We start from the raw sequence: 13266 nt of genomic DNA, 5'->3' as shown, positions 1-13266 counted from the left end.
TCTGTAAAGTTTCCGTCACATTAATTTCATATTTTACACAAATTTTCGATTCTATTTACATATCCTGCCTGTATAAGTGCCATCTGTTTCAACCTCTTCCTTCGCTGCTTTTTCTCTCTCCCGCTCCAATTTGGAATAAATACAGCCACAGTAATCCTGTCGGTACAGGCCGTACTTGGCGGACAGCTCCGTAGAACGTTTATACCCGTTCTTCTTTTTGAAATCAGAAAGCAGATACCGGACCCCATATTCTTCTTCCAAAGACTTACCTATTTCATTCAGTTTCTGTGCGTTCTTAAGCGGACTGATGCTGAGTGTCGTCGTAAAATAATCATATCCGCCCCTTTTCGCCTTCCCGGCCGCTTCTCTCAGCCGAAGCTCATAACACCGGAAGCACCGTTCGCCGCCCTCCGGAACTTCCTCCAGCCCTTTTGCCATCTCATAAAATTTCTCGCTGTCATAATTCCCTGCCAGAAAGGAGATCGGATACCTGGCCGGCATCTGTTCGATCAGACGCTCCTGTTCCCTGATCCGTTTTTCAAATTCCTCTGCCGGAAATATATTGGGATTATAATAAAACACCGTGATTTGAAAATATTCTGCCAGTGCTTCCAGCACATAACTACTGCACGGTGCACAGCAACTGTGAAGCAACAGCGTGGGAACATGCCCCTGTTCCTGCTCCTTTTTGATGATCTGCTCCATTTCTCGTTGATAATTCTTTTTATTCATCCTGGAATCTATGACAGGCGGTGGCTCGTTTCGCCGCCTGCACTCTCCTTTTTCTTCATTCTTATATGCTTCATTCACCCTGATTATAAGTGATATTTTTCCAAATGACAACCAAATCCGCACGATTCCTCCGGCTTTTCATAGAATAGGATATAAGCGTTTTCCATATACTACTGCGACTGGAGGATTGCCATGGACTATATACTGGAACTCAAAAACATTTACTATGCTTACCACAATATGGATGGCGAAACAAAGGCGCTTGAGAATATTTCATTCGCCTTGAAACAGGGAGAATTTATCGCGATCGTCGGCCCCTCCGGCTGCGGTAAATCAACACTGCTCCATCTGATTGCAGGTCTGCACAAGCCAGAAAAAGGACTGATCAAAATTAACGGAAAGTACCTTCCAGACAGCGCCACGAACATCGGCTATATGCTGCAAAAGGATGAATTGCTGGAATGGCGGAGCGTCTATCACAATGTTCTTTTGGGACTGGAGATCCAGCACATGATGACTGCAAGAACGAAAGAAAAAGCCAAAGACCTTCTGGAGCTCTACGGTCTAAAACAATTCGCGGACGCAAAGCCCTCTGAGCTTTCCGGCGGAATGCGCCAAAGGGCCGCTCTGATCCGCACTCTCGTGCTGGAGCCGGATATCCTTCTCCTCGATGAACCCTTTTCTGCGCTGGACTATCAGACCCGGCTCAACGTAGGCGATGATATCGGCCAGATCATACGGCGGGAACACAAAACTGCCCTCCTGGTCACCCACGATCTCTCAGAAGCCATCAGCCTCGCAGACCGGATCCTGGTCCTCACCGACCGCCCGGCCACGATACGCCAAACAGTAAATATTACCTTTCAATCTCCCGATATGACACCGCTTGAGCGGCGAAATGCACCGGAATTTAAAACCTATTTTAATCTGATATGGAAGGAGCTAAATCCCGATGAATGAACTCTCGCAAGGCCAGATACGCTACTTAAACCGGCGCAGGCGCCATAAACGCATCGTCCGCGTATCCCGCGTCGGAATCCTGCTTGGCTTCCTGTTTTTGTGGGAATTTACCGCAAATGTCGGCATCATTGATTCCTTTATTTTCAGCAGCCCCTCGCGGATCGCACTCTGTTTCTGGGGAATGGTCCTCGATCGGAGCATCTTTCTCCATGTGGGCATCACACTTTATGAGACCATCATAAGTTTTGTTTTAGTCATATTGTTCAGCCTTCTGGCGGCAATCCTTCTCTGGTTCAGCGAACGGCTGTCGGAGATTCTGGACCCCTATCTGGTGGTCTTAAACAGCCTTCCCAAATCTGCCCTGGCACCGCTTCTGATTGTATGGCTCGGCGCGAACAAGACCACGATCATCGTGGCCGGAATGTCCGTTGCGATTTTCGGCAGTATTCTAAATCTATATGCCAGCTTTATGACGGTCGATCCGGATAAACTTACCCTGATCTACACCCTTCATGGAAATCGTTTCCATGCACTGACGAAAATCGTGCTTCCCAGCAGTATCCCCGCCATCATCAGTACGATGAAGGTCAATATCGGACTGTGCCTGGTAGGGGTGGTAATCGGGGAGTTCATCGGAGGCCGAGAAGGGCTTGGATATATGATTATCTATGGAAGCCAGGTGTTCAAACTCGACTGGCTTCTCATGAGCATCTGCATTCTCTGCCTGATTGCCATGGGTCTCTATGCTCTGATCGGCAGAGTGGAAAAATGGTACCTGCAAAGGCTGTAACGCAAAACTCTTTTTTCACCAATTTCTCGTTAACCGAGATGAATCTCCACTGAACATTTGCTTAGGTATGCCCGGCAATTGAAAACAGTTGCGGAACTTTTAATATCCCGCAACTGCTTTACATACTTCTCATCAATATTGTTGTTTTTTCATTTTACGGATACAAATGACTGTGCCCGCACTCGTCAGAGCAAGTACCGCAAGGATAATCCAGAATACCAGATGGCTTTCATCACCGGATTTCACTCGATCTGATTTCTTATCTGAAGTAGTTCCTGACGTATCCTTATCAGTACTCTCCTGAATTTCCACCTTGACCAATCCTCTTTGGGCTTTCCTCAGCTTATCGAGCATCGCATCGATTTCCTCTTTTGAGGCATCTTCATCCAGCATTTTCTGTGCTTCTACCATCAGCTCATACAATTGATTCCAGCTTTCTTCCGTATAATCTGACGATAGCAGTGCATTCAATTCCTCCAGCTTATGTTTTAAAGACTCCCTCGCTGTTTCCAAATCATCCGATACACTTTCCAGGCCGTTAAATGCCTCTGCCAGACTACTCATAGCTACCTGGATTTCCTCCAAAGTAGCCTTTTCATTTCCGCAAACCTCTCTTGAAAGTTTTAAGGCTTCTTCGAATTCATTCCAGCTCGCCTCTGTATACTTATCCTCACTTCCGGCAAGTGCCTCACACTTTTCGATCAGCTTCTGAAGCGCTTCTCTCATCTTTGCCAGCGTGGCGTCCTCTGAATCGTCTCCCTCCTCTGGGGGATTTTCATCTGTTTCTATTACACCTTTTCCGCTCAACTTTATAGCATCTGGCCCCCAATAAGAAGATTCCATCAATTCATTTGCACCATTTACAAACTGCATGGAACTTTGATCCAGCTTCACTGTTATATTCTCCGAATGATTTCCGTCCATCTTTACCTTAAGATTTCCGATTTTCAACTGATGATCTTCACCTATGAGTTCTGTCTCTCCTGCAATATAAACAGTCAGAACCTTCTTTTTTGCATCATAGGTTGTCTTCTGGATCGTCTTATCCCGTTCCACGAATTTCATGGAAATTTTCGCCGTATCTGAAATATTCTGCACTTCCATGCTGAATTTCAAAGAGGTGATCCTTTCAACCTCATGAATATCCTTCGGAAATATCAGCGTTATCGCATCATCGTCCGCCGCCTGCACCTTCATACCCATCGCCGCGAAAAGTACCAGCATAACGATGAATATATTTCTCATATATTTTTTCATAATCCTCTCCTTTACCGCATCGTATACCTTGTGAAATGGCCGAATGGCCATAACGGGATGCCCTTGGTTATACTATTGGCCCATGAATTCGATTTCCGGTAATACTCCCGGCATATCATAAAACATACTGTCACTTACCAGCCTTTGTCCCGTATTTGCCTGCGCATCATCAGTACGGTAAAGTTCTGCACGTACCTTTTTCGGAAGTTGATCCATATTCAGATTCTCCGGCGTAATCCAGTAAATCCAGGTTCCATCATAGGTCTCGCCAAGCTCACCTTCCTCCGGCACATCCGCCAGAATAATCTGCTCCGCTATCAGATAGCCTTCCTCGCTCACACCGCCTACAATATTACCATTCTCATCGTACAAAAGTCCGGTATTGTATGCCGGATTGCCCTTATACTTTCCAATAAATACAAGGGAACCAGAAGGAATCTTGTAACCAGCCTTTTCATCATAAGTATAATCGCTTTTCAGAATACCAATGATCGGCTTTCCATCCTCCTCTGCGCGGAAGTCTACATTATCTCCCGTCGGGCCTAATACATCCAGCTCTGCGACTGTAAATTCCTGTGCTTTTGTTCCTTTTATTACAAGCTTCAGGAAAGCCGCCTCCTGTGTATAAACCCATGAATCTTTGCCATTTTGGAAATATACTGCCTCTCCCTGCTGGGACGATTCAAAATTGCCGGATGCAACCTCTTTCCAGTTTTCTTTATCCTGACTGATCAGGACTGTATAATCTCCAATGCTATCCGTCTCTCCCGCACGATAACGGATTCCCGTTACAGTCAGAGTACGCCCAAAATCAAGGACAATAGAAGCTTCTTTGCTCTGCTCTGCCGTACCTCTAAAGACGGTCTTAACATCGTTATCGATCATACTCTCCCGTCCATCCTCTGTAATCACCTCATCCGGATATTCTTCCGTGTTGTCCACACTCTCATTTTTGCCCGGAACAATATTGGTAAGCTCTACATTCCAGAAGGACTTATCATGGTCGCCCTCATGTTCTATCTTGACCGGCGCCAGACTCTTAACCGCGGAGCGGTTCATGAAATGATCGACCGCCGCAACTTCATATGTAACCACACGATTATTGATGGATGCCACATGATCTGTAAATTCACTCTCTGTCGTAAATCCGATCACCTGCTTTTCTACTTTTCCGCCTGATGTAATACATCTGGTAATCTCATATCCAAGCACAACATCCGGATCAGCAGTATGGCCGAGCTGAATCGTCACATCATTCTTCACTTTACTGTCTACCACGGCCTCCATCTCAGTCAAAACATCCTGACCTTTGATTGTGCTGCCTGTACCATGTTCGATTTCATATACGCGGGACTCATCATTTACATAATAAATCGCTCTTGTCTCCGCTTCAAACTGACTGATATAATCTGTTGTCTCCTGATTCGGAACCAATCCCCAGTGCAGGAAGAAATCCGTCAAATCTCTTTCAGCCGCCGCACTTGCAAGGCGAATGAAATCCTGATCTATATTGCCGCTTAAACGAAGAGCCTTCTCCCCGTTTCCAGTCGGTGCTTTCGAGGGCGTTCTTGCATAAGTATCTACCCTTGCATAGAACAGATTCTGAAGCTGCTCCTCATAATCCTCGTATATCTTATAATTATACCCTCTGTCATACCCCAGATGAAGCTGCCAGTACATCGCAAGCGCTATTCTCTGGTCCGTCGGACGTCCTGTACTTCCTGAAGTCACCTGCTTATAAACATCCGGATATTGGAATCTTGCCGTATCATTCGTCTCGTTCCCGCGGGTAGAAAGCTGTGCGAAGTAGTTATTCGTGATCTCCGCCACCGCATACGCACCCTGATTGATATTATGTCCGATCTCATGTCCGATTCCCCAGCCAAATAACTGTCCGCTGATATATCTTCCATTCTCAGACACCAGTTCTTTTCCTCCGGCAAGTCCTGCAACTTCCGGCCATTCAATTCCAATGTGATTACCTGATGCATACATAAATGCACCTGCAAACATTCTATGATACCGGATATTCAAATGCTGGGACGGAAGTCTGTCCACCTGTGCCGCCGCCTGGTCGTTCAGTCCTTTATGCTGATAGTACAATGTCATCATCTGATCCATTGCCTTCAAAGACTCATCCAGCTTATCAGCCTTAGCCTGTAAACTACCCTCTCCAAGTCCTTTCAATATCTGCTTCGAGGAAACAGAATACATCATCTGATCTAACATGATCTCGGTTGCACCGGAAATGCAGTTCTTTTCATCATATGCATATGCCACAGCAGGACCGGCCTCTTTCCCGTGAAATTCCTCGTGAATCGCTTCCAGCTTTGCAGTCGTCTCTTCCAGTTCCTCCACATAAGCCTGAATTCTTACACGTCTCTCATTTTCATCCGTAACCTGATAGAGGTCCAAAGTAGGAATCTGTACACCGCCGCTTACGCGAACCGCATACTGGTCATTCTGATTGTTTCCGACATAGGCCACATACAGTGAACCGCCCTTCTCAAAATCCCGGTTAGAGATGCCCGGAATCGTAACCTCATTCCTTCCCACCTTCAAACGGCATACTTCTTTGAAGAACGCACCGGACTCTGAATGATACTGCGTTGCATACAGGCTTAAATCCGTATTATTTCCAGGAATACCTTTATTGCTTCCCACATATATAACAATATTCTCATTCGCATAGGCAGACACTCCCAGGGGCTGCCATGCATTCAGACCTCCAAAGCCCTTTCCGCCATCTTTCTTTGCCGTGATATTCGTATGAATCGTTACGGCCTTCTCCAGATTTTTCTGTTCAAAAATCGTTCTCGCATTATCCAGTTCCTTCTGAATCGTATCCTGATCCAGGTGGAACTCTTCGTTCTGCTTTGTATCCAGACGTTTCTGCAGTTCCTCAAAATCGCCCTCTTTTACGTCATCCCGCAGAGTGGTATGCAGATCATCCGAAAACAGTCCCAGCACATCATCTTCCAGGGAATCGTATTCATGGAGACGCATTTCTGCAATACTAAGTCCTCTTCCGTAAGACTTGATACATACCTGAAACCTGGTTGCCTTAACGCCTCCAGAAGGGAACTTGATCAAATAATAGGCCCGTCCCTTTGCATCCGTACGTCTGCCCACACTTGCACCCTGTACCAGTTTGCCATCTGCATACACTTTTGCGCCGGAAAGGTTATTCTTCTCAATCGCCTGCGCCAGCGTGATATAACCTACATGGCTTTCCTGATCCAGTTCAACTGTGATTCCTTTATTCCCGGCATAATATTCACAACCGTCATCCCAATCGGCTATATTATAATATGAGGTATATGCATTATCAAAAACCCCAAGGGCCGATGTCTTATTCTCTCCATCCAAAGGACTATCAATCATACTTCTGACATCGGAGCCTGAAATCGTTGCACTCTTGATATGCGCGCTGAGACTTCCTTCTCCCGTCGAGGTGTTCAAAAGTCTGTACTGGGGCAATGCGACCGGCATGATGTTGATCGTCGTTGCCTTGGAGCAAAGAGACTTTGGTCCTTCACCGTTTCTATTGACGCCAGTTACATAAATCTCATAGGTCACACTATCCTCAAGTCCTGTGATCTCATAGCTATGCGCCTTGATATCTGCTATTTTAGTAAATTCTGTATCGGTCTCCTTTTTATAGTAAAGGTTATATGTATCTGTATCCTCCATATCCTTCCAGCTTGCCATAATAGAACGATACTCTCCTACCACATTCAGATTATCCGGTGCCGGCGGTTTTGAAGTTGTAAACGGTCTTGCCTCTATTCGGTCGCCATAACCGCTTTTCCATCCTCCATTTACGGATTGTACCCGCACTGTATAGGTAGTTTCGTTGACCAGTTCCTTGTGACCGAATGCCATAATTTCCATAGACGTTGCCACAGTATGTCTTGTCTCCGTCGTTTTTCCGTCAGAGATCTCTATTTCATATCCCGTAATATTATTGCATGCATCCCAGGATACAACAAAACGTTTATTACCCACTTCTGTTTTTACATTCTGCGGAATATCCAGCACCGGAGGCGGGATACGGTTTTCCATATCATTCAAAAACTCTACTCTGGAAATCTCTGCCAGATTATTGTTCTGAACTCCTGTTATGACGATTGTGACCTTCTTCACTGCCACCTGGCCCTTAAAATCGACAACCAACGTTCCGTTTTCCCATCTTGCTGTCGGCGTGGCCGTGGCACTTCTCCGAAACGCTGCTCGCCTTGCAAATAACACCGGAAGTGGAACTTCAATCTTCTCTCCATCCTCTGTCTCGACTTCAATAGCCCCACTGGTAATGGGATTTGCTTCGTTCACTGCCAGCACAAGGCCGCCCATCTCTACCGCTTTATCTCCCACGACCGGAATTGTGATCTCAATCGGATTCTGTTCGGAAATTTCCTGAGCTGCATCCGCGCTTTCCAATTTCACACCTTCTGCGCCATCTGACAAAATACTCTGAATATCCCCTGTAACCTTCACTTTGTCAATATCCACATCTACAGACAAAACTTTCGCAGAAATACTCTTTTCAGGCACAGCACCATAATCTTCTCTCTCCTCGGCAATACTCTGCGCCAGCATCTGAAGATCTACCATATCGACCACACCGTCGTCATTCAGATCATAAATGTAATCTGCATCTTCCGGAGAACCCTTTCCCTCCGCTGCATCCTCTATCGCCTGAATAATGAGGTCCGCATCCTGGTCGTTCAAATGTCCATCCTGATTGACATCCCCCAAACGGATTATTCCCTGATGCGATTCCTTTCCCTCGTGGGAATAAATCATTTTCCCATTTAAAATATCGATGGTGTAATCGTAATCCTCCTCTACCTCCAGTTTCTGTGAATATGTCTGGTACTTGGGATTGGAAACCGTCAACGTATAATTTCCGGGATCGACTTCAAAATATGCTTCAGCACTTCTCGGCCCCTCTGAAGTTCCCTCATCTACTTTACCCTCCACCAGGATAATCGTACCTTCATACTTTTTACCCTCCTCATCTGCCAGTACTGCCTGAAACTCCTCGGCAAGATATAAGTCGCGGACCGTAGTCATACGGATATATACCCGGTTCTTTTCCAAAACCGGTTTCGCCACCTCTTTTTCCTCTTTTTCATTCTCAGACACGGAAATAGCCTGCACATCTTCATGCCCAGGTTCCTTTCCTTCTTCGTCACTCACTAATGCCTCTGATTCTTGTTTCTTAGCTTCGTCAGAAGTCTTGATGGTGTTTTTCTGGTCAGCTCCTCCATCCGTCTCTTCCTCTATGCCCGCGTCCTGTCCACTCTCATTCTCTGTCACTAATGGTGGCTTCTCGTCTGCTGCATACGCCGGAAGGACACTGGAAAACACCAGAGCCGCTGCCAATAAGTAAGCAATTCTTTTCTTCATTTTTCTCCCCTTTTTGTACTCCCTTCTTTTGAAATTTAGAATCATATTAATTCCATAATTTATTATGGCAGATGCTCCGTAAATTTGCAAGCACTCTTTTGCAAATGCTCCTCCTTTTCGATGACAGGCGATGCTGACATAGATTTCCGTCTTATTTTAGCTTCCTTCATTATATCTAAAATTTTCCAAAAACTTCTCAACCGAACGCGTCATTTCCTTTGAGAAATCCGAATTATATTTTCTATTGCAAAAAGCCTTCATCCACTCTTCGTAGGTCTTTGTATTCAGCTTCACATCAAACATTTCCTGAAGTTCTGCCGAATCCATATGTCTGTAAGCATTCTCATGCACAATGTGCTTCATTGCCACACGCTCCGGTTTCTTGCGGTTCTTCTGCTGCTCTGTAGGATAACCAAAAACGAGCATCGCCGCCGGAAACACATATTCCGGAAGATCCAGCATTTCCCTGTGCACCTCGCAGTTTTCCATAATATCCCCTATATAGCAGGAGCCTATTCCCAGACTATGGGCCGCCGTCACTGCATTCTGTGCCGCAATGAGGGCGTCATCTACCGCCAGAAGTAAATCTCCCGCTCCCGGATATCTCGGTTCGCAGTCAGCCGCCAAAAATGCATCATACCACTTCTGACAATCCGCGCAGAAAATCAGTACCAGCTTGGCTGTCGCGATAAATGGCTGATGATCACAGGTCTCGGAGAGACGCTCCCGCTTTTTCTGATCCGTAATATCCAAAATCGTGTAGAGCTGCTGGTTACCCGCGCTGGGCGCCATCACTGCCGCCTCCAGGATTGCTGCCTTATCCTCCGCGGAGATTTCCCTGTCTTCAAATACCCTCACCGATTTTCTTTCCTGTAATTGCCTTAGCACCTCGTTCATAAGTCCCTCCCGCTTTCTGATAATCTATTTTGATATGCATACTATTTTAAATGATAATATTCATTTCGTCTACCTAAAATAAGGCTATTGCTTCATACCGAGACGCTTCTGCTAATAAAATTCTGATTTACAACCCATTGTTCCCATCTTCAGATTTTCCAATCTGCTCATACACATCCACCGCATCCAAAACATGAAACGGTTCTGTTTGGTGGTTCCCGTCCGCCTTTGCCGTCACAAGAATATATTCCCTGCCATTCACATTTGCAAGACTGGCCAGACATAAGCCGCCTTCCTCAGTATACCCCGTCTTTCCGCCCAGGATCTCACCCCCAGTTACCTTGGCATTCTCCAATTTTTGAAACATGGTACTATAAACAGTAAATCCATCAGGGTGCTGTAGGGAAGGACCTGTGCTATATCTGCTGCTGCAAAATGCCTCACGGAAATCAGGATTCTTCAAAGCGTATCGCAGGAGAACCGCAATATCACTGGCTGTAGAATAATGCTTCGCATTATGAAGTCCGGTACAATTACGAAAATGTGTATGATCCATTCCAAGCTCCTTTGCTTTCTCGTTCATCAGGTCAACAAATTCCTCCTCAGATCCCGCGATTCTCTCTGCAAATGTGACACAACTCTCCGCTCCCGAAGGAAGCAATATCCCATACAGAAGTTCTCTCAAAGTCACCTCTTCGCCCGGCTCAAACCCTGCCAGGGATGCACCTTCCCCATACAAAGCCGGAAAGATATCCGGCGGCACAGTCACACGCTCTCCCAGATCATCGCTGTTCTCAATAGCCAATATCGCCGTCATGATCTTGGTCATAGAAGCTGGATATATCTTGTCACCACTATTGCGATGTGCTATCACTTCCCCTGAATCTGCATCTATCAGTATAGCATACCGGCTGTATAGGTGATTCAGATTAATATTACCAGTCGAACCAAATATATTGTCCTCCGACCCTCTTCCCCCTATACTCCAGGCTTTCTCTGAGCCAATATAAGAAATCAGTTTTCCTCCGGCTGCCGTTCCTATAAGAAGAACAACAGTAATCCAAACTGTCAACCATACGTTTTTTCCTCTGCACCGTCTTTTTCTCCTGCAAGCCGGCGTTCTTCTGTATCGTGTTTGATTCATTTTGTGCTTTTCCTTCCTTTCTATGAAATCGTACTCCCGCGGCAATATAACAGAATGTATTCTCACACCTTCTTCACGCACGAGAATCTGCCTGGAAGCAATTTTCTTACCGCATAATAAAAATAGCCTCTGCTCAGTTTTCATTCTACCGAACAGAAGCTATCCATACGTTAATATTCAGTTGATGATTTCCTAAGATATTCCTAAGAAAGCATAGATGCTTCCCTAAACATTCAGCGGAAACTTTACGCAAAATGTAGTCATTTCATTTTCACTGCCGGCTGTGATCGAGCCCCCATGAAGCTGTATGATTTCCTTTGCAATCGCAAGTCCAAGCCCCGCACCCCCGGTATTCGTTGCCCGCGCTTCATCGAGGCGGAAAAATTTATCAAAAATACTCTCCAATTTATGCTCCGGTATCGTCCTCCCCCGATTCTGGAAAAATATCTGTACATCCCGCACCGAACGCTCGGCCCATATCCGGATCGCGGTGCCGGGGTAACTGTAAGCAACCGCATTTTTCAAAATATTATTAAATACTCTTGCCAGCTTCTGGGCGTCCCCGTAAATAGTTATCTCGTCGATACATAAATCGATCGTATTACCATGTGGCTGAAGGATAGGATAAAATTCATCAACCATCTGCAATAACATATAGTGCAGATCCAAGGTCTCCTTTTCCAACACGATCTGCTGCAGATTATATCTGGTAATATCAAAAAACTCATTGATCAGTTTTTCCAGCCGCTTTGCCTTATCCAAAGTAATATTTACATATCTCGCTCTCTGCTCAAGCGGCATTTCCGGTATTTCCTCTAACAAGCTTAAATACCCAATCACGGAAGTAAGCGGCGTCTTCAGATCATGTGCAAGGTAGGTGATCAAGTCATTCTTCCGCGCCGCCTCCTCTTTTAACAGTTGCTCATGCCTTTGCATCGTAGCTTTCAGAGAAACCAGTTGCGTCACAATCTCTGCATGCTCTTTGGGCAGCGATTCTGCCGTAATTTTCTCCTCCAGCATATAGTCATGAATCTCATTACTTACCTGTGTAATCATTCTTTTTACTTTTACTTTTGCATAATACCTGGAGTAAGCGTAAATGCTTGTAATCCACAAAATTACATTAAGTCCCATAAAACTGACTATCAGGTTTTTTATTCCAAGCCAATTATATCCCGTCACCCGAATCTCATCCCCAAGTTCAGATGTATCATAGGACTCCATATAGTAATTCTTCTTAAACCAATCCGCAAACATTCCGTTGAATACCGCATCCACCAGAAAATATATAACATAACACAAAAGGAAGCCGCAGAGAATAAGAAGCAGATAGTTTCGTATTTCCTTATATCTATTTTTCAATTTTATATCCGCACCCCCAGACTGTTTTTATATACTTCGGGTCCTCGAAGGACTCTCCCATCTTTTCCCGGAGATGACGGATATGAACCGTGATCGTGTTATTGTTTTTATCGTAATACTCATTTTCCCATACAGCATGAAACAGTTCCTCTGAACTTACCACATTTCCCATGTTCTGGCACAAAACCCGCAGAATGGAAAACTCCGTGGGTGTGAGGGAGAGCGGTTTTTCATTGAGAATGCATTCATGTGTTTTAACATTCAGGACGAGACCTGCATGGGTAAAAACATCTTTTGACTCTTCACTTTCCATCACATTGTATCTTTTATATCTCCGAAGCTGCGCTTTTACCCTTGCCACCAGCTCCAGCGGAAGAAATGGCTTGGTGATATAATCATCTGCCCCTAATGTAAATCCTGTAATCTTATCGACCTCCTCACCCTTCGCGGTCAGCATGATTACCGGATAGCGGTGCTTCTCCCTGATCTTCTGGCAAATTCTAAGCCCGCTTATATCCGGAAGCATAATGTCCAGAATCGCCAGATCCAGCTTCTCATTCTGAATGCATACGAGCGCTTCCGACGCTGTGTAAAACTTAAATACCGTGAATCCTTCATTTTCAAGATAGAGCGCCACAAGATCGGCAATCTCCTGTTCATCATCGACGATCAATATTTTATCCGCCATATTGTCCCATTCCTTTCCCCATTA

The 13266-nt window shown here is 45.4% G+C and carries 9 protein-coding genes; 2 read left to right on the top strand and 7 right to left on the bottom strand.

The window, feature by feature from the left end; all coding sequences use genetic code 11:
• Positions 1-51: 51 nt before the first annotated feature.
• Positions 52-732, bottom strand: a complete 681-nt coding sequence (locus ABXS75_10755; GenBank protein ID XCP87137.1) for an epoxyqueuosine reductase QueH — start codon at positions 730-732, stop codon at positions 52-54.
• 192 nt (positions 733-924) lie between these two features.
• Here ABXS75_10755 and ABXS75_10750 point away from each other — a divergent pair, with 192 nt between their 5' ends.
• Positions 925-1692, top strand: coding sequence for an ABC transporter ATP-binding protein (locus ABXS75_10750; GenBank protein XCP83562.1), 768 nt, complete (start codon positions 925-927; stop codon positions 1690-1692).
• Positions 1685-2482, top strand: coding sequence for an ABC transporter permease (locus ABXS75_10745; protein ID XCP83561.1), 798 nt, complete (start codon positions 1685-1687; stop codon positions 2480-2482). Before ABXS75_10750 ends, ABXS75_10745 begins: the two co-directional genes overlap by 8 nt.
• A gap of 132 nt (positions 2483-2614) precedes the next feature.
• On the opposite strand, the gene ABXS75_10740 is transcribed toward ABXS75_10745, so the two are convergent.
• The 6 genes from ABXS75_10740 to vanR form a co-directional block, all read right to left on the bottom strand.
• Positions 2615-3739, bottom strand: coding sequence for a hypothetical protein (locus ABXS75_10740; GenBank protein ID XCP83560.1), 1125 nt, complete (start codon positions 3737-3739; stop codon positions 2615-2617).
• 72 nt (positions 3740-3811) lie between these two features.
• The gene (locus tag ABXS75_10735) at positions 3812-9151 is read right to left on the bottom strand and encodes a fibronectin type III domain-containing protein (GenBank protein ID XCP83559.1); all 5340 of its coding nucleotides are present in this window, start codon (positions 9149-9151) and stop codon (positions 3812-3814) included.
• 156 nt (positions 9152-9307) lie between these two features.
• Positions 9308-10048, bottom strand: a complete 741-nt coding sequence (locus ABXS75_10730; protein ID XCP83558.1) for a nitroreductase family protein — start codon at positions 10046-10048, stop codon at positions 9308-9310.
• A 127-nt stretch (positions 10049-10175) separates the two neighbouring features.
• Positions 10176-11192: a D-alanyl-D-alanine carboxypeptidase gene (locus ABXS75_10725; GenBank protein ID XCP83557.1), complete on the bottom strand. Its 1017-nt coding sequence runs from the start codon at positions 11190-11192 to the stop codon at positions 10176-10178.
• Positions 11193-11417: 225 nt separating this feature from the next.
• Entirely contained in the window at positions 11418-12554 is a 1137-nt protein-coding gene (locus ABXS75_10720; protein ID XCP83556.1) for a HAMP domain-containing sensor histidine kinase, read from the bottom strand.
• Complete coding sequence (vanR, locus tag ABXS75_10715) at positions 12544-13242, bottom strand: VanR-ABDEGLN family response regulator transcription factor (protein XCP83555.1); 699 nt, start codon at positions 13240-13242, stop codon at positions 12544-12546. Before vanR ends, ABXS75_10720 begins: the two co-directional genes overlap by 11 nt.
• Positions 13243-13266: the final 24 nt, after the last annotated feature.

The organism is Roseburia hominis (assembly GCA_040702975.1).
Classification (GTDB): Bacteria; Bacillota; Clostridia; order Lachnospirales; family Lachnospiraceae; genus Allocoprococcus; species Allocoprococcus hominis_A.
Note: the sequence above shows the minus strand (reverse complement) of the source record. Positions and strands in the feature narration are given on the sequence as shown.